The following is a 15,187-nucleotide window of genomic DNA, read 5'->3' as shown; positions in this document are numbered from 1 at the left end:
ACGTCTGCAACATTGCTCGACATCAAGATATCTCGTGATCGGGTCCGGCTCGACAGGGGTCCCGGCCGGAAAGCGTCGCGCGTCGGCGCAACCGGAAGCCGCCTTTGGTGGTCATGACAAACGATCACCCGCGGACCACGGGTGATCGTCACCCGCGGACCACGGGTGATCGTCATCGACCGGCGGCCGGACCGACCACCCGGGCCGCCCGAGCAAAGGCGGACCATGAGATATCGCAGCAGAGTGACGGCCCCGGCGGCCGCGCTGATGGGGACGGCGGCGGCACTGACGGTGGGCGCACCGGCCCAGGCGCGTCCCTCCGCGCCGGCGCCGGCCGCGCGCACGGCGGCGGCGCGCGCGGCCGTGGCGGCCCCGGGCCCGGAGACCCTCGACGACCCGGTGTTCCCCACCCTGGGCAACAAGGGCTACCGGGTCTCGTCCTACGCCCTGGACTTCGCGTACGACGCCACGACCAGGAAGGTCGACGCGACCGCCGCCCTGAGGATCCGTACCGACCGCCCGCTGACCTGCTTCTCGCTGGACGCCCTCGGCCTGGACATACGCTCCGTGCAGGTCGCCGGTGCCGCCGTCTCCTTCGCGCAGGTGGGCGAGAAGCTGCGGATCACGCCCACCACGCCGCTGGACGCCGGGCTCTCGATCCCGGTCGTCGTCACCTACTTCGTCGACCCCCGCGCCACCCTGGCCCACACCGCCTGGGTGCCCACCCCCGACGGCTTCGCGATCTGCCCGCAGCCGAACTCCGCGCACACCGTCTTCCCGTGCAACGACCACCCCTCGGACAAGGCGGACTTCACGTTCCGCATCACCGTCCCGAACGGGCTGCGCGGGGTCGCGAACGGCCTGCTCACCTGCACCGAGAGCCTGAGCGGCGGCCGTACGGCGTACTCGTACCGCTCCGTCTCGCCGATCGCCACGGAACTCGTCCAGATCACCGTCGGTGACTATGCGATCAAGGACCGGCAGGGGCCGCACGGCCTGCCCCTGCGCGACGTGGTCCCCTCGGCCCGCGCCGCCGCCCTGGAACCGGCCCTCGCGCTCACCCCCGGCCTGGTGACCTGGCTGGAGGACCGCCTCGGCGCCTTCCCGTTCGAGACGTACGGCCTGCTGCCGTGCAACTCCGACGACCCGAACGCCTTCGACTTCACCGGCCTGGAGACGCAGACCCTCACCCTGTACAAGCCGAACTTCCTGCTCCAGGAGGAGAAGAAGATCGGCTCGCACATGATGCACGAGCTGGTCCACTCCTGGTTCGGCAACCTGGTCAGCCCCGCCACCTGGGCCGACCTGTGGCTGAACGAGGGACACGCCGACTTCTACGGGCTGCTCTACCGCTACGAGCGCGGCTGGACCGACTCCCTCGGGCTCACCACGATGGAGGCCCGGATGAAGGACACCTACGCCCGCGGCGACCAGTGGCGCCACGACTCCGGCCCGGTGGCCGCACCGAACGCCACGAACCTCTTCGACAGCCAGCGCTATCTGGGCGGCGTCCTCGTCCTGTACGCCTTCCGCCAGCTGGTCGGCGAGGACGTCTTCCACGCCGTTGAGCGCGCCTTCCTGGACCTCTTCCGCAACTCCTCCGCGACCACGGACGACTACATCGCCGTCGCCTCGGAGGTCTCCGGCCAGGACCAGTCCGGCTTCCTGGGCGACTGGCTGTACGGCACGAAGACCCCGCGCATGCCGGGCCACCCGGACTGGACGGTGACCCCGGTCACCTCGTCGCTCATGGCCCCGCACAGCAGGCGCGGCGGCCACTGGCACGAGAACTCCGCGACGCTCTGACGCGACGTTCCCGGCAGCGGCGTTCTCGGCAGCGGCGTTCTCGGCCGGCGCCGCGATCAGCGCCGGCGGGCGAGGCCGGGACCGGTCCCGCCCGTCAACTCCCGCTCGATCCACCGACAGATCACGTCCACCACGTACACATGCTCGGCACGGGTCAGCTCCCGTCCCTTGGGAATCCCGTGCCAGCGCTCCAGACAGCCACGGCAGCAGGTGGCCGTCGCGTGCTGGGCGACGAAGACCGGGTGGCCGCGGTACGGCGTCTGCTTGCCGTCCTTGTACGGCTCGGCGGGCGCGAGCCGCCTGGCGATCAGGTCGTAGGCGTGCCACCGGATCGTCGCCGGGCCCCTGAGCTCGGCGGTCGCCCGGTCCCGGCCGCGCAACCGGAACCCGGCCCGGAACGGCTGCCGGGCGAGGGCGTCGAGGCGCTGGTCCAGGGAACGCGAGTCGGGCGAGGTGGTCATGCCGCTACGAGCGTACGTCGTGGGGACGCGGCTCAGCCCAGGAGCAGGCGCTTCTGGCTCGCGAACTCCTCGTCCGTCAGGACCCCCTGGGCCTTCAGCTCCGCCAGCTGCTTGAGCTGATCGATCTTTGCGGTCATGTCGTCGGGGGCTGCGGCGGCCGGTGCGGCGGGAGCGGGCGGCGCCTGCTGCGGCTGCTCGTACTGAGGCTGGGTGTACTGCGGTTGCGCGTACTGCTGCTCGTACTGTTGCTGCCGTTCGTAGTCCTGCTGCGCCCACCGGCCGGCCTGCCGCCGTGAGACGCGGTTGGACACGGCGGTGGCGGTACCGGCGACGACGGCCGTGCGGGCGACCCCGCGAAGCAGTCCGGGCATGTTCGGTCATCTCCCAAGGGTCGATGCGGCGGGATGCGGGACGCTCCGGATCAGACGGCCGCGGAGCCGCCGGGCGGCACCGTCTCCTCCGTGGCGTCCAACGCCGCCAGCAAGGCCTGCACCGGAATGCGGCCGCTCGCGACGAGCTGCGCCCCGCTGCGCCTGAGTGCGCCGGCCAGGGGAGCGGCCCACAGGTTCTCGTAGACCAGCACCGCGGCCGAGTTGCCCGGCTCCAGCGCGTTGGCCGCCTCGTCGAGGTCGCTCTGGTCGAGCACGCCGGCGGAGGCTCCCTCGAAGACCGTCAGATCCGTCTCGTCGCCGAGGTCCTGCAACTCCAGTGCGACGACCGAGCCGTCCGTCTCCTTCCGCACGAAGGCGAGGTCGATGATCCGGACGATCCGGCGGTCGACGAGATCGACCAGCAGCGGGAACGCCTCTCCCGTCATTCGGTTGCCGGGGAACTCGATGACCAGGTAGTCGACGGGACCCATCTCTTCGACGCTGTCCATGACTTCTCCTCATGAGGCGCAGGTGATCGGCACCGCTCGCCCGCCCGTCGCCCCCCGGCGGCGGCCCGCGGCCGACGCTCGCCGCCCCCCGTCGCCTCTCCAGTCCACCACGGGGCGCGAGGGGCCGCATATGCGGCGGGCGGCGGGCAGCGACCCACCGGACGACCCCCGGGTGCCGCGGGACGCTCGGCGCTCCACGCTGGTCCCAGCGAAAGGAGCCATGTCATGCCGACCGTCGGGGTGCCGTCAGCGGGCGGGGGCCGGCCGTGCCCGCAGAGTTGCCCACCGGGACCCTGATGGCGACGGCACAGCGTGCTCGGAAGCTGACCGCCTGGGCGAAATCGGTGCACCGGCGGGCGGAAAGCCGGTTCCCCGTGGTCACCCATCTCGCGGACCGGATGGTGTCCGTGAACATCTTCGACTCCGGTACGCGCCTCGCGGCGCAGTGCTTCCTGACCGCCGTCCCCCTGCTGTTCGTCATCGCGGCGTATGCCCCGGAGGCGGTGCGCCACCAGCTGGTCGCATCGGTGACAGCGCTCTTCGGGCTGACGGACGCGACGCATGCCGAGCTGGAGCGGGCGCTGCAGCCCACGTCCGGCGACCTGAAGCAGACCACCGGTGTGGTGGGCGGACTGATGGTGCTGCTGTCGGCCACCGCCGTCAGCCGGGCGATGCAACGCCTGTGCAAGCGAGCCTGGGAGATCCCGCGCACCGGAACCCGGATCGCCCCCTGGCGGTGGCTGGCCTGGCTCGGCCTGTGGGTCGGAGTCCTGGTGCTCCAGGGCCCGTTGCGTGACGGCTTCGGGGCCGGCGTCTGGCTCGGCATCCCCCTCACCTGGATCAGCCAGGTGGGTTTGTGGTGGTGGACCCAGCATCTGCTGCTCGGCGGTCTGGTCGGCTGGAAGCCCCTGCTGCCGGGCGCACTGATCACGGCGACCGTCCTCACCGCGTTGGCCGTGACCGCGCGCGTGTACATGCCGCGGGCCCTCGACCGCGCCCTCGCCGACTACGGCCCCGTGGGGTCCGTGTTCGTGCTTCTGTCCTGGCTGATCGTGGTGTGCGTCGCCGCGGCCGTCGCCGTCAGCGTGGGCGCCGTACTGGCGCAGGAGCCCTTCCTGGCGGATCGCCTCGGCAGCCCGCCTCCGCGGCGCGACCGTGCGGCGGAGGACTCGTGAGGCCTCGCTTTTTTGGGGGTGCGATGTCGCCCGTCCGGTCCACCCGGGGCGCGCAGTGGCCACGAGGCTGACGCAATGGGGATGTTAGGCACACCACCCGCCGGAGGTCCCGTGACCAAGCCGCCCGCCCCGCAGCCACCGGACCCGGACCCGCCCAGGCCGGGGGATGCGCGGGGCCGGGATGCCGCGGGGTATGGGCCGGGGGATGCGCAGGGTCGGGATGCTGCCGGGCATGGGCCGGGGGATGCGAAGGGCCGGAACGCCGCCGCGCACCGCCCGGAGGACGGGCAGGAGCCGGACGCGGCCGCGCACCGGCCGGACAGCGGCTCGGGCCGGGCGAAGCCGGGCTCGGATGGGCGGGATGGAGGCTCGGGCCGGCCGGATGCGGGCTCGGGCCGGGCGGGCAGCGGCTCGAATCGGCCGGATGCGGGCTCGGGCCGGGCGGGCAGCGGCTCGAATCGGCCGGATCTTGGCTCGGACCGGCGGGACAGCGGCTCGGGACAGCCGGATCCTGGCTCGGGCCAGCCGGGCAGCGGCTCGGAGCGGTCGGGCCGGCCGGGCGGCGAGGCGGGCCGGCCGGGTCCGGACCCGCAGCGGCCCTACCCGGTGCCACCCGCGTCGGGCCGTGGCGGGCCGCCGGCGGGCCGCCCCGCGGGCTCCGGCGCCGGGCGCGTCGGGCGCAGCGCCGCCTCGGCCGTGCTCATCGTGCTGACCTGCATCCTCGTACCCGTCGCGCTGCTCGCCACCTGGGTCCACGACATCGCGCTCGACACCGACCGCTATGTGTCCACGGTCGCGCCGCTCGCCACCGACCCCGCCGTCCAGGACGCGGCGGTCCACCGGATCACCGAGGCGGTGGGAGCCCACGTCGACGGCAAACGGGTCGCCGGGGACATCGCCCACTGGCTGCAGTCCCAGGGCCTGCCGCCGCTCGCCGCCGACGCGATCAGCCGGCTCGGACCGCAGATCGACTCCGCCGTCGACACGGCCGTGACCAGGATCGCCACCCGCGTCGTCCACAGCCAAGCCTTCGCCACGGTGTGGCTGGGCGCCAACCGCGCCGCCCACAACGCCGTCGTACACGCCCTGACCGGCAAGGGACGCGGGGCGTTCGGGGTCAGCGACGGCACCGTCACCCTGGACGTGGGCACCGCCGTCGACCGGGTGAAGAACGAACTCGTCGACGCCGGCCTGAAACCCGCCGCCAGGATCCCGCAGGTGAACAAGCAACTGGTGCTGTTCCACTCCGACGAACTCGCCAAGTTCCGCAAGGGCGCCCACCTCCTGGACATCGTCGGGAACTGGTTCCCGGTGCTCGTCGTCCTCTTCGGCGCCGCCGGGGTGTTCCTGGCCCGCCACCGGCGCAGGGCCCTGGCGCGCACCGCGCTGGGCGCCGCCTTCGCCTGCCTGGTGGTGGCCGTCGGCCTGGTCGTGGCGCGCGCCTACTACCTCGACCACCTGCCGCCCCAGGTGCAGTCGAGGGCCGCGGCGGCCGCCGTCTTCGACACCCTGCTGCGCTTTCTGCGGGTCAGCCTGCGTACGGCCATCGTCCTGGGCGTCGTCATCGCCCTGGGCGCCTATCTCGTCGGTCCGGGCCGACTGCCCGTGGCCGTCCGCGGCTACTCCGACCACACGGCGGACTCCGCGGCGCGCTGGGCGGCCGGCCATCACATCAGCGCCGGGCGCGTCGGCGCGTACGCGCTGGCCTACCGCCGGGCCGTCACGCTGCTCGCCCTGCTGATCGTCGCGCTCGTCTTCGCGCTCTGGAACCATCCGACGGTGCTCACCGTCCTGCTGCTGGTCCTCGTACTGCTCGCCGTCCTGGCGGTGCTCACGCTGCTGGCGGCCGCGGGCCGCGTCCAGCTCGACGCGGCCCGCGGCAAGCCGGGTCCGGCGGGCGACCGGCACTGACGGCGGCACGCGCCGCAGCCGACCGACGGCCGCGGCCCCGTCCCCGGGACCTTCGGGCGCGGTGCGGTAAGGCGTGCACAGGGCCGGCCGGCCCTGCGCGATCTGCGGGCGGGCCGGAAAGCTGGGATCCTGATCGGGTGGAGCCCGCTCCGCAAGCCCGACGACAGGGCGGTGACCCTGTGACCAGACGGCAGAAGCAGACGAGGGGACCGGCTGTCACACCCGTCGATCCCTTGGGCGAGCCGTTTCTGCAGACCCGGTTCGCCCTGCCGGCCACGCCGGTCACGTTCCTGCGCCGCCCGCGGCTCGCCGAACGCCTCGACCAGGCCTTCGACACTCCCCTGACGATGGTCAACGGCTCGGCCGGCGCGGGCAAGACCCTGCTGGTCGCGGACTGGGCCGCCCGGCTCGGACAACCGGTCGCCTGGTTCACCGACGAGGCGGGGAACCAGGGTTGCGGAGTCTTCTGGGCCTATGTGCTCCAGGCCCTGCGGGCCGCCGGAGTACCGCTCCCGGCCGACCTCGGCTGCCCCGGCGAGGCCCATCGCGTGGACCACAAGCTGCTGGCCCGTCTCGCCTGCGAACTGAGCGGGCGGGAGCGGCCCGTCGTCCTGGTGCTGGACGAGTTCGACCGGGTGACCTCCGCACGGACCGCGGAACAGCTGGAGTTCGTCCTGCACCACGCCGGGCAGGGGCTGCGCCTGGTCCTCGTCACCCGCACCGAGCCGCTGCTGCCGCTGCACCGCTACCGGGCGGCCGGGGCCATGACGGAGATCCGGGACGCCGAGCTGGCCTTCACCGTCGACGAGGCCGCCGCGCTCCTGGACCTGCACGGGCTGCGGCTTCCCACGGCGGCCACCCGTGCCCTGGTGGAGCGCACCAGGGGCTGGGCCGCCGGGCTGCGGCTGTGCGCCCTGGCCGCCCGGCAGAGCCCGGACCCCGAGACGTATCTGAAGGACTTCGAGGCCGGCCGCAGCCCGATCGCCGACTTCCTGCTGGCAGAAGTGCTGAAACGGCAGCCGGCCCGCACCCAGGACCTCCTGCTGCGCGTCAGCGTCGTGGAGCGGTTCACCCCGGCACTGGTGGCGGAGCTGACCGGGCGCGACGGCGCCGAACAGGCCCTCGCCGAACTGCACGGCCAGAACGCGTTCGTGGAGAACCTCGGACACTCGTGGTACCGCCTGCACCCGCTGTTCGGCGAGATCCTCCGGGTCCATCTCAGGGTCCGCTCACCGGGGCTGGAGACCGAACTCCACCGGCGCGCCGCGCGGTGGCTGCGCGACTCCGGCGCCCTGCCCGAGGCACTGGCGCAAGGCGCCGCCGCGGGCGACTGGAACTTCACCGCTCAGGCCCTCGTCGACGACCTGGCGATCGGCCAGCTCTTCACCGGCCTGCGCGCGAGCGACCTCGCCGAGCTGTTCTCCCGGATGGGACCCGAGGCGACGACCGCGGCGGCCGACCTCGTGCGCGCCGCGTGCGAACTGTCCGAGTACGACGTGGCACGCGGGCTGGTCCATCTGCGCCGCGCCGAGGAGCGCCTCGCCGCGCAGACGGACCCCGCGGGCCGGCTGAGCTGTGCGCTGCTGCAGTCCCTGGCGGGCCGGCTGACCGGCTCGCCCGGCATGGCCGAGCAGGCCGTGACGACGGCCGGGGAACTGCGTGGCGAGGTCCCCGCCCACCTGCTGGAGAAGCACCCCGAGTTCACCGCCCTGCTGCTGACCCATCTGGGCTCGGCCCGGCTGTGGGCCGGGCGCTTCGAGGAGGCGCGTGCCGCGCTGTCCGAGGTGGCCGGATTCCCCAGCGGTGTCTCCACGGCGCTGCCACGCGAGGACTCCCTCGCACAGCTGGCGCTGATCGACTACCTCAACGGCCGGCTGTGCCCGGCGGAGCGCAAGGCACGGGCGGCCCTGCGGGAAGCGGAGAAGTACGGCCTCGGCCGCCCCCGGTCCTGCGGCTCGGGCCTCGGCCGACTGGTGCTGGCGGCCGTGGCTGTCGATCGCGGCGAACCGGACCAGGCCCAGGCCCTCTTGGACGAGGTGGCCGAATCGGGCACCCCGGCCGATCCGGTGACGGCCGCCGGCCGGGCCCTCGCGACGGCACGGCTGCTGCTGTCGCGGGGTGAGTCACGGGCCGCCGCGGCGGCGGCCGACCTCGGCGTACTGGCCCTGGTGGCCTCCCCCTGGGCGGCGGCGCAGACGGCGCTGGTCGCCTCCGCTGCCCAGCTGGCCGAGGGGCGCCCGGACAGCGCCCTGAAGGTGCTCGACGACGTCTCCTGCGACGACGATCCCGGGTGCGCGGCGGAGCTGGCCTGGGCCCGGTTCGCCGCGGGCGACCGCGAAGCGGCGATCGAACTGCTCGACCGCATGCGGACGCAGGGCCGCACCGGCCCGAGAGCGATCGTCCGGGCCGCGCTGGTGCGCGCCGAGGCCGCTCAGGATTCCGACGTCGCCTCCGCGCGCACACTGCTCGCCCAGGCCCTGCGGGAGGCCCGGCGGGAACGGCTGCGGCGCCCCTTCCTCGAAGCCGGACCGCGCATCCGGCACCTGCTGGAGACGCCGCCGCTGCAGGGGCTGGCCGCGGGCTGGCTCACTGCGTCCGGCCGGGCCTCGCCCGGCGGTCCGGGGACGGCCGTGGACCCCTCGTCCCCGGTCGTCGAGGAGCTGAGCGGGCGCGAACGCGAGGTCGTGGGCAGGCTGGCCGACCTGATGTCCACCGAGGAGATCGCCGCCGACCTGTACGTCTCGGTCAACACGGTGAAGACCCACCTCAAGAGCGCCTACCGCAAACTCGGTGTGAACGGGCGCGCCGAGGCGGTGCGCCGGGCCCGCGAGCACGGACTGATCTGACCGGGACCCGGGCGTCTCGCCCGTGACGGGTGAGGCGCGCGGCGGCACCGCACGCTCCCCTGAGAGTGACGGGAGTACGCGGCGAGGCGGTGGACACCATGGGACACTGGCGCACTCTGATGGTGCTGGGTACGGCCCAGTTCCTGATGGTCCTGGACACGTCCGTCATGAACGTCTCCATCAGCCGGCTGGTCGAGGACTTCCACACCGAGGTCACCGCCATCCAGGCCGTCATCACGCTGTACGCGCTGGTCATGGCCGCCTTCATGATCATCGGCGGCAGGCTCGGCGACATCCACGGGCGCCGCCGACTGTTCCTGCTCGGCCTGATCGTCTACGGCACCGGTTCGGCACTCACCGCCCTCGCGCCCACCCTGTGGGTGCTCGCCCTGGGCTGGTCGGTGATCGAGGGACTCGGCGCCGCGATGGTGCTGCCCGCGATGGCGGCCCTGGTCGCCGAGGCCTACCGCGGCAAGGAACGGGCCGTCGCCTACGGCGTGATCGGCGGACTGGCGGGTGCCGGCATCGCGGTCGGCCCGCTGCTGGGCGGCTGGGTGACGACGTATCTGACCTGGCGGCTCGTCTTCGCGGGCGAGGTCGTGGTCGTCCTCGTCGTCCTGCTGTGCCACCGGGTGATCAAGGAGGCCGAACGGACCGGACCGCCGCCCCGGCTGGACGTGGTCGGCGCGGTGCTCTCGGCGGGCGGACTGGGGCTCGGCGTGCTCGGTGTGCTGCAGAGCAGCACCTGGGGCTGGGTGCACCCGCGCAACCCGCCCTTCACCGTTCTGGGCTTCGCGCCCACCCTCTTCGTCGTCGCCGCAGGTGTGGCCGTACTGGCCCTGTTCGTGCGCTGGGACCGCAGGCGGGAGGCCGCGGGCGCCGACCCCCTGGTGCACCTGTCCCTGTTCGGCCGGCCGCCCCTGCGCTCCGGTCTGCTCACCCTGCTGAGCCAGAACCTGATCCTGCTCGGACTGTTCTTCACCATCCCGCTGTACCTGCAGGTGGTCCAGGGATTCGACGCCTTCCAGACGGGGCTGCGGCTGCTGCCGGTGTCCGTCACGATGCTGGTCACCTCCCTCGGAGCCGCCCGGCTCGGCCGCACCATGGGGCCGCGCCGGGTCGTCCGGCTGGGCCTGCTGACGCTGGCCGTGTCCATCGTGTGGCTGCTCGCCACCATCGAACCGAAGATCGACAATGCACAGTTCGCGGGCGCCATGGCGGTGCTCGGCATCGGCATGGGGCTGCTCGCCTCCCAGCTGGGCAACGTCGTCCAGTCGAGTGCCGGTGAGGCCGAGCGCAGCGAGGTCGGCGGCCTGCAGTTCACGGCGCAGAACCTGGGTTCGGCGCTGGGCACCGCGCTCATCGGGTCGATGCTCATCGGCGCGCTGGCGCACGCGTTCACCGCCGGGGTGGAGAGCCACCCCCAGCTGTCGGCCCAGACCAAGCAGCAGACCAGTGTCGCCCTGCAGGCCGGGATCAGCTTCGTGCCCACCGACCAGGTGCGCGTGGCCGCCCAGCGCGCCGGACTGCCACCGTCCGAGGTCGACGCCCTCACCTCCGCGTACGCCTCGGCACAACTCGACGGTCTGAAGGCGGCGATCCTCGCCACCGGAGGCATCACGCTCGCGAGCCTCCTCGCCACTCCGCACCTGCCGACCGCGCCGGCCCGCCGGCCGCAGGGGGCGAAGGGTGGCGCATCGGCGGGAGTGGCCGGTGCCACGCAGTGAGCACGAAGGCAGGGCGATGTCCCCCACCGGCCGCACCGAGGCCCGGGAACGCCGTGCCGAGCGCCGAGCCCACGCCGACTACACGGGTGCCGTGTACGGATCGATGCTCGCGGCGTCGGTGGTGATCGGCGCCGGCGCGCTGGGGAAGTTCCCCCGCGTGGAACTGGTCGTCCTGCTGCTGCTCACCGGCCTCGTCTTCTGGGTGGGGCACGTCCACGCCCAGCTGTTCGGCGCCCGTCTGGCACAACAGGCGCTGGACCGGCCGACCGTCCTGCGGGTGTGCCGGGAGGAGTGGCCGATCGTCAAGGCGGCCGTCCCGCCCGCCCTCGCCGTCGCCGTCAGCCCGCTGCTCGGCCTGGGCGTCGACGGCGCGGTCTGGCTGGCGGTCGCCGTCGCCGTGGCCGGTCAGGTGGGCTGGTCCGCGGCCGGCGCACGGCAGGCGGGTGCGTCCTGGCGGCTGGTGGCGGGCACCGCCGCGGTCAATCTGCTGCTCGGCCTGGCGATCACCACGTTCAAGATCGCCCTGACGCACTGAGGCCCGGGCCCCCGGATCACCTGCGCCGGGTGAGGCCCGGTGCGGCCGTGCGGAGCAGGATCGGGGACAAGACCGCAGCAGGCCCGCGGCGGGAGAACGGCACATGCGCTACGAGATCCGCGTCGATGGACACATGTCGGAGACCCTGACCAAGGCCTTCCCTGAGCTGGACCATGTGACGATGTCCGGTCAGACGGTGCTGTTCGGTCCCGTCATCGACGAGGCGCATCTGTACGGGCTGCTGAACCGGTGCCAGTCGTTGGGACTTCGGGTCGTGGAGATGCGGCAGCTGCCCGAGTGAGAGCCGCTCGCCGGCGTCCGAGCGGCCGTCCCTCACAGATCGGCCGCCGCGATCCGGCCCGAGCGCACCGCCTCGCCCAGCGCCTCGAAGTCCCGCTCGGTGCGGTCGGCATAGGCCTGCGCGAACCCGGTCAGCGCGCGGTCGAAGCGGTCCCCGGCGCCGAGATAGGCGGCGATGGCGACGGGATCACCGGACCGCGCATGGGCCCGCGCCAGGGCGGCTCCACACACCTGGCCGGACAGGTTCAGCAGATCCGGGTCCCAGGTCTCCGGCCGGGGGCTGCCCTTCCAGTCCCACAACTGCCGTACGTAGAAGTCCCGGTCGCACCCGTCGAGGCCCACGACGTGCGTCCAGCCCAGGAAGATGTCACTGGCCGCCTGGAGGAGCCGCTGCCCGGCCACCACCCGGTGGCCCTGGTTGTCGTACCGCTCGCCGCCCGTGTACGCCGCGAGCACCGACTCCTGGGCCTCCTTGGCCTGCAACAGCAGCGGATCGTCGTCGTCGCGGCCGAGCAGCAGCAGGATCCAGCACCGGGTGCCGACACCGCCGACGCCCACCACCTTCCGCGCCATGTCCACCAGCCGGTAGTGCCGCAGCAGGTGCCGCCGGTCCGCGGGCAGGGTGCGCGCGTACGACTCCAGCAGCGCCTGGAGCTCCTTGTCCGGCTCACCGGCGGAGGCCGCGCCCCGCAGCTCCCGCAGGGGGGTGAGCAGCGGAGGATCCGCGGCGATCCGGCGGCCCTCGGGCGTGAGCCGGGTGAGCTTGGCGAAGGCCCGCAGATGCGTCCGGGAACGGGCGCGGGCGGCCGCCTCGGCCGTACGACGCCTGCTCTCCTCGTCCATCGAGGCGGCCAGCAGGTGGCGCATCCGGTCGGCGTCGTCCCGGGCGTACCAGATGTCCAGGGTGCGCATGCCGGCGAAATCCCGCATCCGTTCCCGGTAGGCCCGCACGCAGGCGCGCACCGCGTCGTCCTGCTCCCTCGCCGTGAAGCCGTTGTTCCGCGCAGCGACGACGAGACTGGCCGCCAGCCGCTTGACGTCCCATTCGAACGGGCCCGGGAACGTCTCGTCGAAGTCGTTGATGTCGAACACCAGATGCCGCTCCGGCGAGGCCAGCAGCCCGAAGTTCAGCAGATGGGCGTCCCCGCACAACTGGACCTGGAGCCCGGTGCCGGGCAGCCGGCCCAGGTCGGCCGCCATGACCGCCGCCGCGCCACGGTAGAAGCGGAAGGGGGATTCGAGCATGCGGCCGTAGCGGATCGGCACCAGCTCCGGTACGCGCGTGGCCGACTGACGCTCCAGGACGTCGACCACGTCCGGACGGTCCGGCGCGGCCTCGAACACGCCGTGGCCCGAGCGCGGCGCGCGCTTGCGCGCCCTCCTGCCCCAGGCCGCCCGTTCGGCCGGAGACGAGGCGACGGTGTCGGCACTCGGTGCGGTCATGATCCACCCTCCTGGTCCTGCGGCCTGCCTCCCGCCGCCTGCCGGCTCTCGCGGCGACCGGGGAACACGGGCCGTGGGCCCGTCCGCTCCACCCCACCGCCCGGTCCGGGCGGAGGGATCACCCGCGGCGGGTGATCCGGCGCACCGGCCGCCGCGGGAATGCTGTCGGCTCCAGGGCCGCGGGCAGTCCGTACGCGGCCCGCGCCGAGCGCGCGAGGAGGAGCCATGACCGAACCGCGTGGACAGGAACCGCGGGCCGGGCTGTCGTATCCGCCCGGCGAGACGGGCACCGGCGCCGCACAGGCCATGACGGTGATCGCCCGTTCCTGGACCTGGATCCTGGCGTCGGCGATCGTGACGTTCGCGGCGGGCGTGCTGGTCCTCGTCTGGCCGGGCGAGACGCTGCATGTCCTCGCCGTCCTCATCGGCCTCTATCTGCTGCTCGGCGGCGCGATCCGGTTCGTGACCGCGTTCGCGCGGGAGAACCACGGAGACCGGCTGCCCGGACTGCTGGTCGCGGTGCTGTACGTCCTGGCCGGCGTGCTCTGCCTGCGCCATCCGCTGCAGACCATCACCGCGCTGACGCTGGTCGTCGGGCTCGTGTGGCTGGTGTCCGGCCTGCTCACCCTCTCCACGGGGATCGCCGCCAGGGACCTGCCGCACCGGGGCGTCGTCCTGGGTGCCGCGCTGCTCGGCATCGTGGCCGGGATCGCCGTGCTGGCGCTGCCCGCCGAGTCGGCGCGGGCGCTGACCCGGCTGCTCGGTCTGTGGCTCGTGCTGCTGGGCCTGGTCGAGCTGGCGGTCGCCTTCGCGTGGCGGGCCGCGGTGCGCAGGAGCGGGGCGCTGCCCGGCGTTCCCGGCCCGATGGACTGACCCGGGCGCACGATCACCCGCCTCGGGTGAGGACGTGCCGCTCCGAGCGTGTGCATGGTGAGAACGGCGGAGACCGGCCCGGCGAACCCCCGCGAGCCGGTGCCCTGGATGGAGGAAAGACATGAGCGCGCAGAACTACCTCGCGTACGACTATCCGGTGCTGGGTGTCTTCTGGTCCATGCTGGTGTTCTTCCTGTGGATCATGTGGTTCGTCCTGCTGTTCCGGGTCATCGTCGACGTCTTCCGTGACGACGGCATGAGCGGCTGGGCCAAGGCCGGCTGGACGCTCTTCGTGGTCGTGGTGCCCTTCCTGGGCGTCCTGGTCTATCTGATCGCCCGCGGCAAGGGCATGGGGGAGCGGGAGGTGGCACAGGCGCGCGCCCAGCAGGAGGCCTTCGAGTCCTACGTCCGGCAGACCGCGCAGGGCGGGACCGGCACCAGCAGCGCCGACGAACTCGCCAAGCTCTCCGAGATGCGCTCCCGCGGTGACATCACCGACGACGAGTTCCGCAGGGCCAAGCAACTGGTCCTCAGCGACGCCGGCGCGGCCCGGCGCTCCGAGAACCTCCACGCCTCCTCCGGGCGCTGACCCGCGCCCACGAGAACGACACGAACGAATCGAGGCCCCCTATGACCACGACACCCCGCGCCCATGCCCATACCCGCACCGCCAAGCAGGCCTGGGCGGGTGGCCTGACCTCCTTCGCGGGCGTCATGCTGCTGCTCGCCGGGCTGCTCGGCGTGTTCCGGGGCATCATGGCGATCGCCCAGGACAACGTCTTCGTGACGACACCGAACTACGTCTTCAAGTTCAACCTCACCAGCTGGGGCTGGATCCATCTGGTCCTGGGCGCGATCGCCGTGATCGTCAGCTTCGGCCTGTTCACACCGTCGATGTGGGCACGCGTCGCCGGCGTGGGCATCGCCGGACTGGTGATCATCGCCAACTTCCTGTCCCTGCCGTACTACCCGGTGTGGTCCGTCGTGATGATCGCGCTGTCCGGGTTCATCATCTGGGCTCTGTGCGTGGTCCAGGGCAGGGAACCCGCCGAGAGCCCGTAACAGCGTCCTGGCCCGCACGACCGGCCCCGCACGGAGTGGCACCGGGTCGTGCGGGCCGGCCTGCGCGGACGCGGCCCAGGTCCTGTCGTCGAACTCCCGCCGTCCGCCCGGAGGGCGGGCCTCGCGCCCGCCGCGGAGCGGCTGATGTATGCAGTAGGTGCGTGCTCT

At 73.1% G+C, this 15,187-nt stretch carries 14 protein-coding genes; 10 read left to right on the top strand and 4 right to left on the bottom strand.

Annotated elements, in window-relative coordinates; genetic code table 11:
- Window positions 1-243 precede the first annotated feature (243 nt).
- A complete protein-coding gene (locus tag ACWCQS_RS37965; protein WP_451008710.1) occupies window positions 244-1,806 on the top strand; it encodes a M1 family metallopeptidase in 1,563 nt (520 codons plus the stop codon).
- 56 nt (window positions 1,807-1,862) lie between these two features.
- On the opposite strand, the gene ACWCQS_RS37960 is transcribed toward ACWCQS_RS37965, so the two are convergent.
- Genes ACWCQS_RS37960 through ACWCQS_RS37950 form a run of 3 tightly spaced genes read right to left on the bottom strand, consistent with a single transcriptional unit; the run spans window position 1,863 to window position 3,147 of the window.
- Window positions 1,863-2,267: a DUF4186 domain-containing protein gene (locus tag ACWCQS_RS37960; protein ID WP_451008709.1), complete on the bottom strand. Its 405-nt coding sequence runs from the start codon at window positions 2,265-2,267 to the stop codon at window positions 1,863-1,865.
- 32 nt (window positions 2,268-2,299) lie between these two features.
- The gene (locus ACWCQS_RS37955) at window positions 2,300-2,638 is read right to left on the bottom strand and encodes an SHOCT domain-containing protein (RefSeq protein WP_451008708.1); all 339 of its coding nucleotides are present in this window, start codon (window positions 2,636-2,638) and stop codon (window positions 2,300-2,302) included.
- 50 nt (window positions 2,639-2,688) lie between these two features.
- Window positions 2,689-3,147, bottom strand: a complete 459-nt coding sequence (locus ACWCQS_RS37950) for a DUF6325 family protein (RefSeq protein ID WP_451008707.1) — start codon at window positions 3,145-3,147, stop codon at window positions 2,689-2,691.
- Between the two features lie 266 nt (window positions 3,148-3,413).
- Here ACWCQS_RS37950 and ACWCQS_RS37945 point away from each other — a divergent pair, with 266 nt between their 5' ends.
- The 6 genes from ACWCQS_RS37945 (at window position 3,414) to ACWCQS_RS37920 (ending at window position 11,642) form a co-directional block, all read left to right on the top strand.
- Window positions 3,414-4,322 (top strand): YhjD/YihY/BrkB family envelope integrity protein, encoded by a 909-nt coding sequence (locus tag ACWCQS_RS37945; protein ID WP_451008706.1) that lies wholly within the window; start codon window positions 3,414-3,416, stop codon window positions 4,320-4,322.
- A gap of 705 nt (window positions 4,323-5,027) precedes the next feature.
- Complete coding sequence (locus ACWCQS_RS37940) at window positions 5,028-6,233, top strand: hypothetical protein (protein ID WP_451008705.1); 1,206 nt, start codon at window positions 5,028-5,030, stop codon at window positions 6,231-6,233.
- A gap of 233 nt (window positions 6,234-6,466) precedes the next feature.
- Entirely contained in the window at window positions 6,467-9,079 is a 2,613-nt protein-coding gene (locus ACWCQS_RS37935; RefSeq protein WP_451008704.1) for a LuxR C-terminal-related transcriptional regulator, read from the top strand.
- A gap of 98 nt (window positions 9,080-9,177) precedes the next feature.
- Entirely contained in the window at window positions 9,178-10,806 is a 1,629-nt protein-coding gene (locus ACWCQS_RS37930; RefSeq protein ID WP_451008804.1) for an MFS transporter, read from the top strand.
- A 16-nt stretch (window positions 10,807-10,822) separates the two neighbouring features.
- Window positions 10,823-11,341 (top strand): hypothetical protein, encoded by a 519-nt coding sequence (locus ACWCQS_RS37925; protein ID WP_451008703.1) that lies wholly within the window; start codon window positions 10,823-10,825, stop codon window positions 11,339-11,341.
- Between the two features lie 103 nt (window positions 11,342-11,444).
- Window positions 11,445-11,642 carry a hypothetical protein gene (locus ACWCQS_RS37920; protein ID WP_388626712.1) on the top strand — a complete coding sequence of 66 codons (198 nt, stop codon included), beginning with the start codon at window positions 11,445-11,447 and terminating at the stop codon, window positions 11,640-11,642.
- Window positions 11,643-11,674: 32 nt separating this feature from the next.
- Here ACWCQS_RS37920 and ACWCQS_RS37915 read toward each other — a convergent pair whose 3' ends face one another.
- Window positions 11,675-13,084: a DUF2252 domain-containing protein gene (locus tag ACWCQS_RS37915; RefSeq protein WP_451008702.1), complete on the bottom strand. Its 1,410-nt coding sequence runs from the start codon at window positions 13,082-13,084 to the stop codon at window positions 11,675-11,677.
- Window positions 13,085-13,390: 306 nt separating this feature from the next.
- Between ACWCQS_RS37915 and ACWCQS_RS37910 the strand changes: the two genes are divergently transcribed.
- The 3 genes from ACWCQS_RS37910 to ACWCQS_RS37900 all read left to right on the top strand — a co-directional run bounded on the left by ACWCQS_RS37910 (window position 13,391) and on the right by ACWCQS_RS37900 (window position 15,019).
- Window positions 13,391-13,957 carry an HdeD family acid-resistance protein gene (locus tag ACWCQS_RS37910; protein ID WP_451008803.1) on the top strand — a complete coding sequence of 189 codons (567 nt, stop codon included), beginning with the start codon at window positions 13,391-13,393 and terminating at the stop codon, window positions 13,955-13,957.
- Window positions 13,958-14,078: 121 nt separating this feature from the next.
- Window positions 14,079-14,546: an SHOCT domain-containing protein gene (locus ACWCQS_RS37905; RefSeq protein WP_451008701.1), complete on the top strand. Its 468-nt coding sequence runs from the start codon at window positions 14,079-14,081 to the stop codon at window positions 14,544-14,546.
- Window positions 14,547-14,587: 41 nt separating this feature from the next.
- Window positions 14,588-15,019, top strand: coding sequence for a DUF7144 family membrane protein (locus tag ACWCQS_RS37900; RefSeq protein ID WP_450981803.1), 432 nt, complete (start codon window positions 14,588-14,590; stop codon window positions 15,017-15,019).
- Window positions 15,020-15,187 lie beyond the last annotated feature (168 nt).

Source organism: Streptomyces sp. NPDC002076 (assembly GCF_053593835.1).
The sequence above is the reverse complement of the archived record's forward strand: the minus strand, read 5'-3'. Positions and strand labels throughout refer to the sequence as shown.

Bases quoted from the DNA above. Each gene is read 5' to 3' on its own strand.
- ACWCQS_RS37960 (WP_451008709.1), bottom strand. From the start codon at position 2,267: ATGACCACCTCGCCCGACTCGCGTTCCCTGGACCAGCGCCTCGACGCC.
- ACWCQS_RS37955 (WP_451008708.1), bottom strand. From the start codon at position 2,638: ATGCCCGGACTGCTTCGCGGGGTCGCCCGCACGGCCGTCGTCGCCGGT.
- ACWCQS_RS37950 (WP_451008707.1), bottom strand. From the start codon at position 3,147: ATGGACAGCGTCGAAGAGATGGGTCCCGTCGACTACCTGGTCATCGAG.
- ACWCQS_RS37930 (WP_451008804.1), top strand. From the start codon at position 9,178: ATGGGACACTGGCGCACTCTGATGGTGCTGGGTACGGCCCAGTTCCTG.
- ACWCQS_RS37925 (WP_451008703.1), top strand. From the start codon at position 10,823: ATGTCCCCCACCGGCCGCACCGAGGCCCGGGAACGCCGTGCCGAGCGC.
- ACWCQS_RS37920 (WP_388626712.1), top strand. From the start codon at position 11,445: ATGCGCTACGAGATCCGCGTCGATGGACACATGTCGGAGACCCTGACC.
- ACWCQS_RS37915 (WP_451008702.1), bottom strand. From the start codon at position 13,084: ATGACCGCACCGAGTGCCGACACCGTCGCCTCGTCTCCGGCCGAACGG.
- ACWCQS_RS37910 (WP_451008803.1), top strand. From the start codon at position 13,391: ATGACGGTGATCGCCCGTTCCTGGACCTGGATCCTGGCGTCGGCGATC.
- ACWCQS_RS37905 (WP_451008701.1), top strand. From the start codon at position 14,079: ATGAGCGCGCAGAACTACCTCGCGTACGACTATCCGGTGCTGGGTGTC.
- ACWCQS_RS37900 (WP_450981803.1), top strand. From the start codon at position 14,588: ATGACCACGACACCCCGCGCCCATGCCCATACCCGCACCGCCAAGCAG.